16 protein-coding genes are annotated in these 16,051 nt (G+C 35.8%); 8 read left to right on the forward strand and 8 right to left on the reverse strand.

All coding sequences use genetic code 11. The features are described 5' to 3' along the window. Nucleotides 1–58: 58 nt before the first annotated feature. From recN to H3T56_RS07930, 5 genes are read left to right on the forward strand one after another with little or no spacing between them, the layout of a single operon-like run. Nucleotides 59–1,720: a DNA repair protein RecN gene (gene recN, locus H3T56_RS07910; protein ID WP_086321059.1), complete on the forward strand. Its 1,662-nt coding sequence runs from the start codon at nucleotides 59–61 to the stop codon at nucleotides 1,718–1,720. Between the two features lie 50 nt (nucleotides 1,721–1,770). Beyond that, a complete protein-coding gene (gene coaBC, locus H3T56_RS07915; RefSeq protein WP_370545540.1) occupies nucleotides 1,771–3,000 on the forward strand; it encodes a bifunctional phosphopantothenoylcysteine decarboxylase/phosphopantothenate--cysteine ligase CoaBC in 1,230 nt (409 codons plus the stop codon). Beyond that, a complete protein-coding gene (dut, locus tag H3T56_RS07920; RefSeq protein ID WP_065579119.1) occupies nucleotides 2,984–3,442 on the forward strand; it encodes a dUTP diphosphatase in 459 nt (152 codons plus the stop codon). The genes coaBC and dut overlap by 17 nt, the downstream gene beginning before the upstream one ends. Before the next feature lie 2 nt (nucleotides 3,443–3,444). Continuing rightward, entirely contained in the window at nucleotides 3,445–4,032 is a 588-nt protein-coding gene (slmA, locus tag H3T56_RS07925; protein ID WP_242650638.1) for a nucleoid occlusion factor SlmA, read from the forward strand. A 60-nt stretch (nucleotides 4,033–4,092) separates the two neighbouring features. Next, the gene (locus H3T56_RS07930) at nucleotides 4,093–4,929 is read left to right on the forward strand and encodes a mechanosensitive ion channel domain-containing protein (RefSeq protein WP_198192477.1); all 837 of its coding nucleotides are present in this window, start codon (nucleotides 4,093–4,095) and stop codon (nucleotides 4,927–4,929) included. Between the two features lie 59 nt (nucleotides 4,930–4,988). Here the strand turns inward: H3T56_RS07930 and cysE are convergent, their stop codons facing one another. Both cysE and H3T56_RS07940 read right to left on the reverse strand, forming a co-directional pair. Next, nucleotides 4,989–5,750 (reverse strand): serine O-acetyltransferase, encoded by a 762-nt coding sequence (cysE, locus tag H3T56_RS07935; protein WP_065579143.1) that lies wholly within the window; start codon nucleotides 5,748–5,750, stop codon nucleotides 4,989–4,991. 181 nt (nucleotides 5,751–5,931) lie between these two features. Next, nucleotides 5,932–7,176, reverse strand: coding sequence for an oligosaccharide MFS transporter (locus tag H3T56_RS07940; RefSeq protein ID WP_065579122.1), 1,245 nt, complete (start codon nucleotides 7,174–7,176; stop codon nucleotides 5,932–5,934). A 192-nt stretch (nucleotides 7,177–7,368) separates the two neighbouring features. On the opposite strand from H3T56_RS07940, the gene H3T56_RS07945 reads away from it, so the two are divergent. Next, a complete protein-coding gene (locus H3T56_RS07945; RefSeq protein ID WP_086360769.1) occupies nucleotides 7,369–8,373 on the forward strand; it encodes a LacI family DNA-binding transcriptional regulator in 1,005 nt (334 codons plus the stop codon). Nucleotides 8,374–8,413: 40 nt separating this feature from the next. Here H3T56_RS07945 and H3T56_RS07950 read toward each other — a convergent pair whose 3' ends face one another. Further along, on the reverse strand, nucleotides 8,414–9,883 hold the full coding sequence (locus H3T56_RS07950; RefSeq protein WP_198192479.1) for a glycoside hydrolase family 32 protein: 1,470 nt from the start codon (nucleotides 9,881–9,883) through the stop codon (nucleotides 8,414–8,416). 291 nt (nucleotides 9,884–10,174) lie between these two features. On the opposite strand from H3T56_RS07950, the gene H3T56_RS07955 reads away from it, so the two are divergent. Beyond that, nucleotides 10,175–11,134, forward strand: coding sequence for an aminoimidazole riboside kinase (locus tag H3T56_RS07955; protein ID WP_065613721.1), 960 nt, complete (start codon nucleotides 10,175–10,177; stop codon nucleotides 11,132–11,134). Next, the gene (locus H3T56_RS07960; RefSeq protein ID WP_065579126.1) at nucleotides 11,135–11,698 is read left to right on the forward strand and encodes a sugar O-acetyltransferase; all 564 of its coding nucleotides are present in this window, start codon (nucleotides 11,135–11,137) and stop codon (nucleotides 11,696–11,698) included. It begins immediately after the preceding gene. A 21-nt stretch (nucleotides 11,699–11,719) separates the two neighbouring features. On the opposite strand, the gene ispC is transcribed toward H3T56_RS07960, so the two are convergent. The 5 genes from ispC to pyrH form a co-directional block, all read right to left on the reverse strand. Then, entirely contained in the window at nucleotides 11,720–12,898 is a 1,179-nt protein-coding gene (gene ispC, locus H3T56_RS07965) for a 1-deoxy-D-xylulose-5-phosphate reductoisomerase (RefSeq protein WP_198192486.1), read from the reverse strand. A gap of 1 nt (nucleotide 12,899) precedes the next feature. Further along, nucleotides 12,900–13,661 (reverse strand): DNA-binding transcriptional repressor DeoR, encoded by a 762-nt coding sequence (deoR, locus tag H3T56_RS07970; RefSeq protein ID WP_198192488.1) that lies wholly within the window; start codon nucleotides 13,659–13,661, stop codon nucleotides 12,900–12,902. 59 nt (nucleotides 13,662–13,720) lie between these two features. Then, nucleotides 13,721–14,386 carry a deoxyribose-phosphate aldolase gene (gene deoC / locus H3T56_RS07975; protein ID WP_198192489.1) on the reverse strand — a complete coding sequence of 222 codons (666 nt, stop codon included), beginning with the start codon at nucleotides 14,384–14,386 and terminating at the stop codon, nucleotides 13,721–13,723. A 238-nt stretch (nucleotides 14,387–14,624) separates the two neighbouring features. Then, nucleotides 14,625–15,182, reverse strand: a complete 558-nt coding sequence (gene frr, locus H3T56_RS07980; RefSeq protein ID WP_065579130.1) for a ribosome recycling factor — start codon at nucleotides 15,180–15,182, stop codon at nucleotides 14,625–14,627. A 27-nt stretch (nucleotides 15,183–15,209) separates the two neighbouring features. Beyond that, a complete protein-coding gene (pyrH, locus tag H3T56_RS07985; protein ID WP_065579131.1) occupies nucleotides 15,210–15,944 on the reverse strand; it encodes a UMP kinase in 735 nt (244 codons plus the stop codon). Nucleotides 15,945–16,051 lie beyond the last annotated feature (107 nt).

A 16,051-nucleotide genomic window follows, 5' to 3' on the forward strand; every position in this document is an offset into this window, starting at 1 on the left:
GTTTTTGTTGATATACTCGTACTAATTTTAATCAGTTGCATGTGTTTATTTAATTATTATGATAACTCAACTTACTATTAATAATTTTGCTATTGTCGATCAGTTGTTAGTTGATTTTACAACAGGGATGACCGCAATTACAGGGGAAACTGGGGCCGGTAAATCGATTGCGATTGATGCCTTAGGACTATGTTTAGGTAATCGTTCTGATGCCTCTGCCATTCGTAATGGTGCGGAAAGAGTAGATATTTCAGCTAGTTTTGTCCTTGATGACACACCAGCGGCATATGCATGGTTAACTGAAAATCAACTTGATGAAGGTAATGACTGTATTTTACGACGAGTTATCAATCAAGATGGGCGTTCTAAAGCATTTATTAATGGTCGAGCTGTACCGATTTCACAATTAAAAGATTTAGGACAGATGCTAATTCAAATTCATGGCCAACATGAACACCAGCGTTTGTTAAAAAGTGATTATCAACAAATATTACTTAATCACTATATGCATGAACCGAACTTATTATCGCAAATGCAACAGGCCTATAAGCAATGGAAAACGGCTAGCCAAGCTTATCAACAATATCAATCCTCAAAACAAGAGCGCGATGCACATATTCAATTATTGCAATATCAGTTAAAAGAGTTAAATGAATTTTCGCCGATTGAAGGAGAATATCAACAAATTGATGAAGAATATAAAAAGTTAGCCAATAGTGAACAGCTAATTAGTCTTAGCCAACAATCGATGATGTTACTCGACGAAGCTGATGAGTACAATGTGAGTAATATGCTTAATAGTGTTAAACATATTATTAATGATTTAGCTGGGTTAGATCCATCTTTAAATAATGTTTCAGCAATGCTAGAAGAAGCCACTATTCAAATTAAAGAAGCTTGCTATGAATTACGTCATTATAGTGAAAGTTTAGAGTTGGATCCGGCAAGAGTGATGCAACTTGAACAACGCATATCAAAACAGATCGCTTTGGCACGTAAGCACCATGTGTCACCGGAAGCATTACCTGAATTACATCAGAGTTTACTTAATGAATTTAAACAGATTAATCAGCAAGATGAACAGGGTGAACAGTTAAAAGAGCAGATCAAAAAATATCAACAAATTGCCGTAGAATTAGCAACTAAATTACACCAAAAACGCTTAGCAGCTAGCAAAACATTAGCTAAAAAAGTATCGGCTACTATGCATGAATTATCTATGCCAAATGGTGATTTCAGTATTGATATAACATTCGATGAAAACCGCTTGAGTGAAGATGGTGCAGATCAGGTATCTTTTTTAGTTAGTACCAATGCTGGGCAAATTGCACAACCTTTAGCTAAAGTCGCATCTGGTGGTGAATTATCTCGTATAGCGTTAGCTATACAAGTTTTAACTGCACAAAAAATGGACACACCGGCACTGATTTTTGATGAAATTGATGTTGGTATTAGCGGGCCTACTGCCGCTAAGGTGGGACAGTTATTAAGACAACTTGGTGAATCAACTCAAGTTATTACTGTGACACATTTGCCACAAGTTGCTGGTCAAGCTAATCAACACTATTTTGTAAGTAAACAAACCAATGGCAAACAGACCGCTACTGATATGCAAAGATTAGATAAAAATGGTCGTTTAAATGAACTAGCTAGGTTATTGGGCGGTGATAAAATCACAGATGCAACATTAGCCAATGCGAAAGAGTTACTTATTATCTAATTTAATTATGGTAAAATAACGACTTTAATTTTGGACTGAGGATAGCTAGAATCATGAGCTTATCTGGTAAAAATATTTTATTAGGCATAACGGGTGGCATTGCTGCTTATAAATGTCCAGATCTTGTCCGCCATTTAAAAAAGGCTGGTGCGCAAGTACGAGTTGTATTGACCGAGTCCGCTAGTCATTTTGTCGCACCGATGACGTTACAAGCGGTATCTGGTAATGCAGTATCAAAAGAGTTATTCGATCCTACAGCTGAACTCTCAATGAGCCATATTGAATTAGCTAAATGGGCTGATTTAGTATTAATTGCCCCGGCTACAGCGAATATTATTGCTAAGATGGCAAATGGTATTGCCGATGATCTGTTATCGACGATGTGCCTTGCGACGCCAGCCAAAATTGTTATCGCACCAGCAATGAATCAACAGATGTATAAAGCTGCCGCAACGCAGCAAAATTTAGCGACATTAGAATCACGCAATACGTTAATTTTAGGTCCAGATGAGGGTTTTCAAGCGTGTGGTGATATTGGTCCTGGTCGCATGGTTGAACCGACAACTATCGTTGAAAGTATTAATAACTATTTTCAAGCTAATTCCGAACTTGCTGGAACTACCATTACCATCACTGCAGGCCCTACCATTGAAGAGCTTGATCCAGTACGTTATATCAGTAATTATAGTTCTGGTAAAATGGGCTTTGCCATTGCAAAAGCAGCGGCCGAAATGGGAGCAACAGTGAACTTAATTAGCGGTCCAGTTAATTTAACAACACCTGATAATGTTAATCGCATTAATGTAAAAAGTGCTAAACAGATGTATGATGAGGCATTGGTTTTGGCGAAGAAATCTGCGATTTTTATCTCTTGTGCGGCTGTTGCTGATTATCGGGCTGAGACTATTGCTAAGAATAAAATTAAAAAAACTGATGATAGCAATGAGCTTGTGATTAAATTAGTTAAAAATCCGGATATTGTTGCCAGTATTGCGAGATTAAAAGAACACCGTCCATTTGTCGTTGGTTTTGCCGCTGAAACGAATGATGTAAAGGCCTATGCCCTTAAAAAATTGACCACAAAAAATTTAGATTTAATTTGTGCTAACGATGTGTCAGACCAGAATATAGGTTTTAACTCTGATCAAAATGCATTAACCCTTTATTGGCAAAATGGCGAACAAACGTTACCATTAAGCAGTAAACAACAATTAGCAAAACAGTTACTTCAAGCAGTTATAACACGATATAAAGCGAGTCATGATGAAAAGAAAAATTGATATTAAAGTATTAGATAAACGTTTAGGTAATGAGTTTCCACTACCAACTTATGCAACCGAAGGTTCAGCTGGTATCGATTTAAGAGCAATGTTTGATAAAACTACCGAAATTAAACCTGGTGAAACGATTTTAACCCCAACTGGTTTATCTATGCATATTGCTGATCCTAGCTTAGCTGCATTAGTGTTACCTCGTTCAGGACTTGGTTCAAAAAATGGTATTGTTCTTGGTAATTTAGTTGGTTTAATTGATTCTGATTATCAAGGTCAATTATTTGTGCCAGTTTGGAATCGAAGCCAAACTCCATTTGTTATTGAACCGGGCGATAGAATTGCGCAATTAATTATTGTGCCAGTCGTGCAAGCTGAATTTAATATTGTTGATGATTTTGTTGAATCAACACGCGGTGAAGGTGGATTTGGGCATTCAGGTAAGAAATAATCGTGAGTAGCAAAAATAAAAATCGTAAAGAAGATATACTCCAAGCATTGGCAACTATGCTTGAATCTAATGAAGGTACGCAACGAATCACAACGGCTAAATTAGCTGCAACAGTTGGTGTTTCTGAAGCTGCATTGTATCGACATTTTCCCAGCAAGACGAAAATGTTTGAGAGCTTAATTGTTTATATTGAAGATATTTTGCTTTCTCGTATTAATGTTATTATGCAAGATGAACCGAATACCTTTGTTCGACTGCAACTTATTTTAGCCTTAATACTTGGTTTTTCTGAAAAGAACCCTGGTCTGACTCGTATCATGACTGGGCATGCATTAATGTTTGAGCAAGAGCAATTGCAAGATCGAATTAGTCAATTATTTGAACGAATCGAAACCCAGATAAAGCAAGTCATACGAGAAAGAAAAATTCGTGAAGGTATCGCTTTTACCACTGATGAACGTATTTTGGCTGGTCAGTTACTTGCATTTTGTGAAGGAATGATGGCACGTTATTCTCGTTCAGGTTTTAAGTATTTACCCACAACAAACTTTGAAACCCGTTGGGCTTTATTAGCAAAACAGTTAGTTTAATTCGACTCACTAACAATTATCGTTCTAACTATTTCTGTTATTGTTACAGAGGATAATTTCATGAATTTTGAAAATATAACCAATCAAATTCTATTCTTTATAGAAAAATATGATGGGGTAGTATTAAGTTATGTAGCTCATTTTTGTTTTGCCATTCTTATTTTTCTTATTGGCCGAACCATTGCTAAATTTGTTGCTCGCCAATTAAGAAGAATATTAACCAATCGTCATGTTGATCCAACCGTAGTTAAATTTGTCAGCTCTTTATCCTATTACGCCATTATAGTGATGACTTTCGTTGCTGTATTGGGACAACTTGGTGTGCAAACCGCTTCAATTGTTGCGGTAATCGGTGCGGCAGGCTTGGCGGTAGGTTTAGCTTTGCAAGGGTCGTTGTCGAATTTTGCTGCTGGTGTAATCTTAATTATTTTTCGTCCTTTTAAAGTTGGGGAAACCGTGGTTATTAATAACCAAAAAGGGGATATTGATTCAATTCAAATCTTTTCAACCACTATTGTCACCCCAACAAATGAAGTAGTCGTTATTCCAAATGGCCAAGTAGTTAGTGCCAATATTATTAACTATACCCGTTTGCCGGAAAGACGTTTAGATTTAGTCGTTAATGTTGGCTATGATTCAGATATTCAAAAGGTTTATCAAGTTTTAAATCAAGCAGTGAATAAAACAAATAATATCTTAACCAGTAAAGATACAATTATCCGTTTGGATTTATTGGATGCTTCATCGATGAATTTTAATGTTTTAGTTTGGACTCTCAATGCCAATTATGGACCAGTTAAAGCTGAATTGCTTGAAAATATTAAAAATGGCTTAACTGAAAATGGTATTAACATTCCATATCCAACTATGGATGTAAATGTAAACTCTCAATCATAATTTTCAACTATGGTATTCCGTTGTTGGTTAGCAACGGAATACAACACTTCTTTTTGCAGTTAGATATCTTGATCCATATTTAATGCTGGTTTATCACAGTCAGGACAACCAACGATTTTAGCTGGAACACCTGCCACAGTAGTATGTTCTGGTACAGGCTCTAGAACGACTGAACCGGCACCAATTTTAGCACCTTTACCAATTTCAATATTCCCTAATATTGTCGAATGGGCACCAATCATAACGCCTTCACGAATTTTCGGATGACGATCGCCATTTTCTTTACCTGTCCCCCCTAAGGTGACTGATTGTAGGATAGAGACATCATTTTCAATCACTACCGTTTCACCAATGACAATACCTGTTGCATGGTCAAACATAACACCACAACCAATTTGGGCTGCTGGATGAATATCAACGCCAAAAACAATGGCAATTTGGCTCTGTAAGAAGGTTGCTAATGATTTACGATCTTGTTTCCAAAGCCAGTGTGCAATTCGATAAGCTTGTAATGAAAGGAATCCTTTATAATAGAGCAATGGCGTTGAATAGTAATTAGTGGCTGGGTCACGAACGTACACAGCAAGAATATCGGTAATGGCGGCATGGATAATATTATCATCAGCCTGATAAGCTTGTCTGGCTATCTCGCGGATTTCAATTGCAGGTACAACTTGGGTGGCAAGTTTATTGGCTAAAATGTAACTTAAGGCACTACCTAGATTTTCATGATTAAGTAACGTTGCATGGAAATAACTCGCTAACATTGGTTCACTTTCAACTAGCTTCGATGCTTCTTGTCGAATTGTTTGCCACAACATAGCTGGTTTAACAAATTTTTTGCTTGTATTCATGCCAAATACCTATATAGATTTAAACATTAGTCATAATATTTAGTATTGTTTCGCAAACAATGGATAGACGCAAGCTTTAATAGACAAACAGATGATAATTTGTGAAATGGGAACCGACTGTTCCCATTTTTATTCAATTATTGAGTTATTATTGATTATTTGCTTGTTTATTATCACTTAAAGTAAATATCGCGATGCATGAAATGATTAGCACGATACTAGCAAGTATATAAAAAGTCGTTGAATAACCATGATTATCAAATAATTTACCCACAGGTTTTGACAACACAATAACCCCTAAATTTGATGAAATATTAAAACCAACCAAATAAAGTGTTGCTGAAAGTCTGGCATCGAAATTAGCTACAATATATTTGAACATTGCCAAAATAAATAGTGGAATTTCAATTGCATGAAATAGTTTGACCAAAGAGATTAGATAGACATTATCTAAGCTTGCTGATAAACCTATTCGACAAATCATAACTAATGCCGCCACTAATAGTGATTTTTTAGCTCCCAATTTATTAATAAAATAAGGTGCAATAATCATACAACTTGCTTCAAGAAAAACTTGGAATGAATTTAAATAACCATAAATTTTATAACCGGTTTCCTCTTTTTCGAAAAAACTGGTGTAAAAATTCGGAAATAGCTGTTGATCATAAATGGTATAAAAACTGAAAGTACCAATAATAAAGACAACAAATAGCCAAAATTTACGAAGAGCAAAAAGTGATAATATTTCACTGATTGTAGGAATATTTGGCTTCGGTACTATTATTTGCGGTGTGTTATTGCTTACCGATAATTTTTGTGTAGGTTTAAAAAATAAATTGATGATGAAATAGATAGCTGCGACGCCAGAAGCGAGCCAAAAGTTAATATGTGGATCAATGCCAAATGAAAGACCAGCAACAAGAGTCGCAGCAGCATAGCCAAATGAGCCCCAAAATCTTGCTGGGCCAAATTCAAAGTTACATAAACGACTTATCCGCTCGATAAATGAGTCAATTAAGGCACTGCCAGATATAAAGCCTGCACTTAATACCGGTGCTCCGATACAAACACCTAATATAAAATCCTGCCTTAATAGAGGTTCATAAACATAAATCAAAAAAGGGCCAATCAGTATCATCATGATACTTTGAAAAGTAACAACCGCTTTTCCTATCTGTAATTTATCTTGAATGAAACCGTAAAAGATCATAAAAAACATGGCGGCAGCAGAATTAGCTGCATACACAACCCCTAGTTGTTCTCCGGATAATCCAATTTTGCTTTTAAGCCAAATCGCATAAAAAGACCACCAAAGCGACCATGCAGCATAAAAGGTAATAAGATAGCCTGATGAGAACCAATAATTTTTATTTTTTATCATATCTATATTCATTTTTTAGTCTCTTCTATTGGGTAGTTTAACGTTAACATGTTAATGTTAACATTATGGTCATAATTGAAATAAAATAGATACAATCAGATCTCATAAATGTTACTTTCCTCACACTTTTTATCATTTTTATTTGTGGTATCATCACACTAACTAAATATTAATTATTTTTATGCTGAGTAAAAGGATCCAACTATGGCTTCACTAAAGGATGTGGCTAAACTGGCATCTGTTTCATTGATGACAGTGTCTAGAGCGATTAATAATCCTGAAAAATTAAATAAACAAACTTATAAAAAAGTGAAGAAAGCTATTGAAGAATTGAATTATGTGCCCGATTTATCGGCACGTAAAATTCGAGGTGATAATTCAGGACCACATGCTATTGGTGTGCTGGCATTAGAAACGGCAACGACACCATTTTCAGTTGAATTACTTCAGGCAATAGAAAAAACGGCACAGCAACATGGTTGGAATACATTTATTGTCAATTTATTTGATGATAAAGATGCTGATCATGCGATTAATACGCTTTTATCTTATCGGCCTAATGGTATTATTTATACCACAATGGGATTAAGAAAAGTTGAACTACCTGAAAAACTATTAGGTAAGAATCTAGTATTAGCCAATTGTATTAGTGATTCAGAACAACTTGCTTGTTACATTCCTGATGATTATTCTGGTCAGTATCAAGCCATGCAAAACGTGATCAACAAAGGCTATAAAAAACCACTCTGCATCTATTTATCAGAAAATACCTTAGCTGGTAAAATTAGACGTAAAGCGGTTGAACAAGCATGGCTAGATGCAGGTAATGATTTAGCGGATATCACAAGCTATCATACGTCTATATCCCCTGATAATCTTGCGTTAGAGTATATGATGACGGTAGAGATCTTAGCAAAACATTGTATTAAAAAACCTGATTTTGACGTATTGATCTGCGGTAATGATCGCATAGCTTTTGTTGCATATCAATTTTTACTTAGCAAAGGGTTTCATATACCGAAGGATATCGCCGTTCTTGGCTATGATAATATGGTTGGCACTGGTGAGCTTTTTTATCCTGCACTGACTACCGTGCAATTACCTCATTACGAAATAGGACAAGCCGCTGCATTACATATCATTAATGGCCTAAGCGAAAAAAATGTCACGCATATCCCATCGCCTTATTTAGCACGAGAATCTGTCTAGAGTAAAAAAACCACCATAATATGGTGGTTTTTATTGTCAATTATTGATAAATAGATTTTAATTGCCAGCTTTCTAATTTGCTAATTCTTGCTTGTCCATTTTCAGCAAATAAATTAATTAAACGTGTAGCTGGTAATTTTGGATAAATACGGCTTGAAAGACTATATAAATCTTTGTTGACGAAAACCTCGACTGATGATGCATCCACAAAAATATGCAATGTTACTTTTTTGTTTTTTGGTAATGGCACGCTGCGATAACCTTTTAAATCGAGTCCAGAAAGGCTTCGATCAAGAACCAGTCGATTAGATTGCAAGTCAATATACAATAATGTAGCTTGTTTACCATCTGAGGTGGCAGCGAGTTGTAAGCCAAAACGTTCGGCATTACTATTGGCTAAATCAATTTCAACATTAACTTCACAACTAATTGACTCGATATCGGTATTTTTTAATTCATTATTTAATGTGATATTGGTTAATAATTGCGGTTTTTCTCGCAAAGCTTCAAGTTCTTTTACTGGTCGGTTACGAACTTTGTTTTGGCGGTCTAGTATTAATTCACGTGGTAAAGTAAAAACCCCCATCCATTTATCGTGTTTACTTGGCATTTTTGACTCCCACATATCCATCCATGCAAATACAATTCGGCGACCATCAGCGGCAAGAAATGATTGTGGTGCATAAAAATCATGACCAAAATCCATCTCTTGGAATGATTTAATGACGGTAAATGGTTTACCAGGTTGCCAATCACCAACAATATAACCTGACTGGAATCGATTACGATATTGATAACCTTTAGCGTGCATGCCTTGTGGTGAAAACATCAAGATCCATTTATCACCCAACGGGAAAAAGTCAGGACATTCAAGCATATAAACATTAGGATCAATATCACTGATAAGTACTTGATCAAATATCCAATCTTTTAAGTCAGTTGAGCGATAAAGCAATACTTGCCCGATGTCATTGGCTTCTCGTTGCCCAACCACCATCCACCATTTTCCTTGTTGTTGCCAAACTTTAGGATCACGAAAATGCATAATCCCTTCTTTGGGTGTCAGCACAGTACCATGTTTTTCAAAATGAACACCATCTTTACTGGTAGCAAGACATTGGGTTTCACGAATATGTTCATCATTGCCTTGACCATTTAGCCAGATATGACCAGTGTAAATTAAACACAGTTCACCATTATTATCTACGGCAGAGCCAGAGAAACAGCCGCTTTGGTCATAATCATGATCGGGTGCAATAGCAATGGGTAATCTTCGCCATGTAATCAGATCATCACTTACCGCATGACCCCAATGCATCGGCCCCCAATTTTCATCATAAGGATGATGTTGGTAAAAGGCATGATATTGCCCTTTATAATAAACTAAACCATTGGGATCGTTCATCCAGCCAGCTTGCGGTGCTAAATGAAAATGAGGGAAATACTGTTTATTTATTTGTTGTTCTAGTTTTTCTACAGCTTGGTTTGCTTTATCAATTGCAGTATTCATAACATTACCTTCGTTCAAATTGAGTTAAGTTAATATAGTTACATACTACCTTAAAATATTTGTTAACGTTAACTTATAATAAAATAAACGTTAATTTATGTGATACTAGTCACATATTTTTAACGTTAACAATGATTTTTTTTATAAATGTTTTAGTTTATTATTAATATTGATTATCAGCATATCAATTAATTAGTCATTAATTAACTAATTTAATCGAAAAGTATAGTGCAATAACATTAATCGTGTTACATACATTCAATCCCTTTTAACAATAATATGAGTGACAAAATGAAAAATACAAAAGTATGGTCTCTTGGTGATGCCGTTATTGACTTATTGCCATTTGGTGAAATGAACTATCGAGCTTGTGCTGGCGGGGCTCCCGCGAATGTTGCCATTGCGATAGCTAAGTTAGGGCTACCATCGGCTTTTATTGGTCGAGTTGGTAATGATCCATTTGGCCACTTTATGGAAAAAACTTTTTGTGAACATCATGTTGATTGTCAAAGTCTTGAAAAGGACGATGAGCATAGAACGAGTACAGTGGTAGTTGATTTAGGAGACAATGGTGAACGCAGTTTCACTTTTCTTGTTTCGCCTTCAGCTGATCAATTTTTATCTGAACAAGCATTGCCGGATTTTAATCAGGACATTTTACATTTTTGTTCTTTGGCGTTAGTTGGCACAACCTGTCGACAAACATTAAAAACAGCTATTGAAAAACTGACTGCCAAAAATGGCTTAATTAGCTTTGATATTAATTTGCGCGAACAAATGTGGCAGGATAAAAATGAAATGCGCACTATTATTACCCAATTTTGTCACGATGCAGATATTCTTAAACTTTCAGATGAAGAGCTATTCTGGTTAACGGAAAGTCAAGATTGGCATGTAGCACTTAATAAACTGCAACAACATTATAATGCACCACTTAAATTAATCACTAAAGGTAAAGACGGTAGTATTGTGTTATGGCAAGGTAAAACGTTTAGTTTTGACTCTTTCCACGTTAATAGTATTGATACAACAGGCGCAGGCGATGCGTTTGTTGCTGGATTACTTAGTAGTATTGCTTCATCGGGAATGCCGGAAGATAAATTAATGTTAGAAAGTATGATGACGATAGCCAGCGCTTGTGGGGCATTGGCTACTACTAAAAAAGGCGCATTAACAGCATTACCGGATAGTGCATTTTTACAATCCTTTATTAGTGATAACCCAGCGCTAATTGCTAAACAAATGGTGTAAATAATGACAGAAAAACAAAAAATGCTAACAGGACTACTTTATGATCCTAGTATCGATGAACTTGAAAATGAACGGCTTTATGCCCAAGATATCTGTTTTCAGTTAAATCAATTATCGCCAAGTGCTATTGATAAACGGCAACAATTATTCAAGACATTATTAGGAAAAACGAAACGGAAATTTACCATAATGCCAGGTTTTCAGTGTGATTACGGCTATAATATTGAAATCGGCGAGGATTTTTTTGCTAATTTTAATTGTATTATATTAGACGCAGCTAAAGTAACATTTGGTGATAATGTGCTTGTCGCGCCTAATTGCGGTTTTTATACTTCAGGTCATCCACTTGATAGCCAAACAAGGAGTAGTGGTTTAGAGTTTGCCAAACCAATAACAATCGGTAATAACGTTTGGATTGGCGGTAATGTTATTGTATTACCGGGTGTAACAATTGGTGATAATAGTGTTATTGCTGCCGGAAGCATTGTTGATCGTGATATACCTAGCAATGTTATTGCTATGGGGTGTCCCTGCCGAGTTCATAAAAAGTTAGCAGGGGAATGATCTTAACTTTTTGGCCGATTGCTATAAGTTTGCGCAGGTTTGTCTTGCCCATAGATCGATAGCAAATACGTCTTCAATTGTGGTTGGTTCAGGAAAATCAAGTGTTTCTAAAACTGTTGCTACCTGTTTAGCAATATCCATAAAGCCGATTTTATTTTGTAAAAATGCCGCTACCGCCATTTCATTAGCCGCATTGAGTGCCGTTGTTGCTGCTTGTCCTTGATTGAATGCCTCAATAGCTAACTTTAAACAAGGATAACGGTTAAAATCGGGTTGAGAAAAAGTCAGTGATGAAATTTGCGTAAAATCTAATGCCGGCACGCTTGATGCAATTCTATCAGGATAAGACATTGCATAAGCAATTGGTGTACACATATCTGGAATGCCGAGTTCGGCAATCACACTGCCATCTTGGTAACGAACCATCGAATGTATAATTGATTGAGGATGAATGATAATTTCCATCTCTTCTTCACTGGCATTAAACAGCCAACGAGCTTCAATATATTCTAGTCCTTTATTCATCATGGTAGCAGAATCGACAGAGATTTTCTTACCCATTGACCAATTAGGATGAGCAACTGCTTGTTCAGGCGTAACTGTGGTTAATTGATTTAACGGTAAATCTCGAAATGGTCCTCCAGAACCGGTTAGGACAATTTTGGTGATGCCATAATCGGCTAAATTAGCAAATCCTAAATTTTGTTGAACTTCTGATGGCAGGCTCTGAAAGATTGCATTGTGCTCACTATCAACTGGTAATAATTGTGCTCTATATTGTTTAACTGCCTGCATAAATAAATGGCCACAAGTTACCAAAGATTCTTTATTCGCTAACAAAATCCGTTTGCCTTTCTTTATGGCAGCAAGCGTTGGTTTTAATCCTGCGGCTCCCACTATAGCTGCCATAACCATATCTACTTCAGTAAGCTCTGCTAAATCGCATATAGCTTGTTGACCATGAAATACTTCAATATTTAATTTTAGGTCTACGAGATTTTTTCTAAGTTGCTGTGCTGCTTCTTCATCAGCCATTGCGACATAATTTGGCCTAAATTCCAAACATTGTTCAGTCATTTTGCCAACATTCTGCCCACCAGTTAAAGCAAATGCTTTAAATAAATCTGGATTTTGTCGAATAACGGCCAAAGTGCTGCAACCTATTGAACCAGTTGAACCTAAAATTGTGATATTTTTCATATTAGTAAATTAAACTTATTTTGTTTTCATTAAAAAGAGAGACAAATTGCTCATCGGGCAGTTTATCAGTAATTATCTGATCGAACAAAGTCAATTCACTAATAAATGCCGGCTTTATTTGATTAAATTTAGTATGATCGGCAATCAATATTTTTTGCGCTGATTTTTTCATTGCTTGTTGCTTCATATCTAATTCTTCAAAATGATAACAAGTTACTCCTTGTTGCAAATTAATACCTGCTGCTGAAATAAAGGCTTTATTCGGACAGATAGAATCTAACTGGTTGGATTGATGTAAACTTGTAAAGATAGCATTATTTGGTTGGAATTGACCACCGCATAAAATGATCTTACATTTAGGTTTATGTTGTAGTGCCAATAAACTATTTAATGAATAACAGATAGCAGTAAATGCAATATCATTATCTATTGCATTAATGATAAAAGGCATGGTGGTGCCACAATCAAAAAATATTGTATCGTTTTCATTGATAAATTGACTAACAAGTTTTGCAATATAAGCTTTTTCTTCAACTTGCTTATCCTGCTGATCTGAAACGAAATATTTTGCGATTGAATGACGGTCTTCATTGACAATATAGCCACCTAAGACAATTAATGAGGAGGGGCAATTGTTAAGATCACGCCTGATAGTCATTTCTGACACTGCTAATTTTTTTGCCGCTGCTTTTAGGTGGATCTTGTCAGTGTTTTTTAGGATTTCAAGGAGTTCATTTATTCTTTTTTGTGGTTGAGTTTCCATTGTTTTTCCTAAATAACAATAAGCTACATAATATATATGTAACTTATTGTTATGATTGATTAGTAATTGCTAGATGATGTACTGTTACCTGAAACGATTGCAATACCAGCACTTGCGCCTAAACGATTTGCACCAGCTTGAACCATTTTTTCGGCAGTCATACGATCACGAATACCACCAGACGCTTTCACGCCCATATTTTTACCGACCGTTTCACGCATTAATTTTACATCTTCAACTGTTGCGCCAGAAGTACTAAAGCCAGTAGATGTTTTGACAAAAGCAACGCCAATATCTTTACAAATTGTACAAACTTTAACAATTTCTTCTTTGGTTAATAAGCAAGTTTCTAAGATAACTTTTAATGGTACTGAACCGCAGGCTTTGAATACCGCTTCGATATCATTTTTAACTGCATTCCAATTATTGCTTTTTAGCCAACCGACATTGATTACCATGTCAATTTCTTCGGCACCAGCTTTAACAGCCATTTCTGTTTCATAAGCTTTAGCTGACGTAAGCATAGCACCAAGTGGAAAACCGACTACTGAACATACTTTTACATCACTACCTTTTAATAACTCTGCCACTAAAGGTACATAGCCAGAATTAACGCACACAGAATAAAAATGATATTCTTTTGCTTCATCACAGAGTTTTCGAATCTGATCTTCAGTCGCATTCATCGCTAATAAAGTATGATCAATATACTTTGCATAATCCATAAGGGTTTCCTTAAATTTTTTATTAATGTTAAATCTAGTTAATTTTGTTAATCTGTAAATAGTAATGTTATAAAAATAACAAATATAACCAAATAATGTTACTTTAATAACATTATATCGCTAATTTGTGAGAATTTGAAATATAACAACTGCTATTAATATGTTAAAGAAATAAATAAAAACGCCCAATTTTATTAAATTGGGCGTCAAAATGGTATTTATGAATTTTTGAAATAGATTAGAATTCCATTAATTCTTTCTCTTTCTCAGCAAGTACTGCATCTAATTTTTTAATAGCAGCATCAGTAGCTTTTTGAATTAAATCTTGTGATTTACGTTCATCATCTTCAGAAATTTCTTTATCTTTCAATAATGCTTTGATTTGATCATTGGCATCACGACGGATATTACGGATCGATACACGGCCTTGCTCTGCCTCACCACGAACAATTTTAGTTAAATCACGACGGCGCTCTTCAGTAAGCGGTGGTAACGGAACTCGAATAACGGTACCCGCTGATGCCGGATTTAATCCTAAATCTGAAGTTAAAATTGCTTTTTCAATTAATGGTGTTAATGATTTATCAAATACTGTAATTGCAAGGGTTCTTGCATCTTCAGCAACTATATTGGCTAATTGACGAAGTGGTGTTGGGCTACCATAATACTCAACCATAATGCCATCTAATAAACTTGGCGATGCACGACCAGTTCTAATTTTAGAAATATGATTCTGAAACGCATCAATACTTTTTTCCATGCGCTCTTGCGCTTCTTTTTGAATCTCATTTAGCATAATAAAAACCTTTTTAAATAAATAAGACTAGCAGCTAACTGTAGCCTGATTATTGATTAATGTTCCTTCTGATTCGCCTAGAATGACGCGACGTAATGCACCCGGTTTATTCATATTAAACACACAAATTGGTAGATTATGATCACGAGCCAATGTAAATGCGGCTAAATCCATCACTTTTAATTCATCATCTAACACTTTCTCGTAATTAAGTGTTTTATAAAGTGTTGCATTAGGATCTTTTACCGGATCGGCTGAATAAACACCATCAACTTTGGTTGCTTTTAAAACCACATCAGCTTCAATTTCAATACCTCTTAAACAGGCTGCTGAGTCAGTTGTGAAAAATGGGTTACCGGTTCCAGCTGAAAGGATAACGACTTTACCATGTTTAAGCAAGCTGATTGCTTCAGTCCAGCGATAATCATCACAAACGCCGTTTAATGGAATTGCCGACATCAAACGGGCATTAACTTCAATTCGGTGCAATGCATCACGCATAGCAAGACCGTTCATTACTGTGGCAAGCATACCCATATGGTCACCAACAACACGGTTCATGCCTGCTTTAGCAAGTCCTGCACCACGAAATAGATTACCACCCCCAATAACAACAGCAACCTGAACTCCCATGTCGATAAGTTCTTTAATTTCTTGAGCCATACGATCAAGAACGGTTGGATCAATACCAAAACCTTCATCACCTTGCAGCGCTTCACCACTAAGTTTGAGAAGGATACGTTTATAGAAAGGGGTTACCATATGAAGTCTCACTATTTCGTTATTTAATTACTTAAAAAGCTAGCATAACTAGCCGGCAATCATTTTAAAATATTTTGTGGATAAACAAAACCGCCATGAAGGCGGTT

This window comes from Gilliamella sp. W8123, assembly GCF_016101085.1.
GTDB lineage: Bacteria > Pseudomonadota > Gammaproteobacteria > Enterobacterales > Orbaceae > Gilliamella > Gilliamella apis.

Bases quoted from the DNA above. Each gene is read 5' to 3' on its own strand.
- recN (WP_086321059.1), top strand. From the start codon at position 59: ATGATAACTCAACTTACTATTAATAATTTTGCTATTGTCGATCAGTTG.
- dut (WP_065579119.1), top strand. From the start codon at position 2,984: ATGAAAAGAAAAATTGATATTAAAGTATTAGATAAACGTTTAGGTAAT.
- H3T56_RS07930 (WP_198192477.1), top strand. From the start codon at position 4,093: ATGAATTTTGAAAATATAACCAATCAAATTCTATTCTTTATAGAAAAA.
- cysE (WP_065579143.1), bottom strand. From the start codon at position 5,750: ATGTTGTGGCAAACAATTCGACAAGAAGCATCGAAGCTAGTTGAAAGT.
- H3T56_RS07940 (WP_065579122.1), bottom strand. From the start codon at position 7,176: ATGAATATAGATATGATAAAAAATAAAAATTATTGGTTCTCATCAGGC.
- H3T56_RS07945 (WP_086360769.1), top strand. From the start codon at position 7,369: ATGGCTTCACTAAAGGATGTGGCTAAACTGGCATCTGTTTCATTGATG.
- H3T56_RS07950 (WP_198192479.1), bottom strand. From the start codon at position 9,883: ATGAATACTGCAATTGATAAAGCAAACCAAGCTGTAGAAAAACTAGAA.
- H3T56_RS07955 (WP_065613721.1), top strand. From the start codon at position 10,175: ATGAAAAATACAAAAGTATGGTCTCTTGGTGATGCCGTTATTGACTTA.
- ispC (WP_198192486.1), bottom strand. From the start codon at position 12,898: ATGAAAAATATCACAATTTTAGGTTCAACTGGTTCAATAGGTTGCAGC.
- deoR (WP_198192488.1), bottom strand. From the start codon at position 13,661: ATGGAAACTCAACCACAAAAAAGAATAAATGAACTCCTTGAAATCCTA.
- deoC (WP_198192489.1), bottom strand. From the start codon at position 14,386: ATGGATTATGCAAAGTATATTGATCATACTTTATTAGCGATGAATGCG.
- frr (WP_065579130.1), bottom strand. From the start codon at position 15,182: ATGCTAAATGAGATTCAAAAAGAAGCGCAAGAGCGCATGGAAAAAAGT.
- pyrH (WP_065579131.1), bottom strand. From the start codon at position 15,944: ATGGTAACCCCTTTCTATAAACGTATCCTTCTCAAACTTAGTGGTGAA.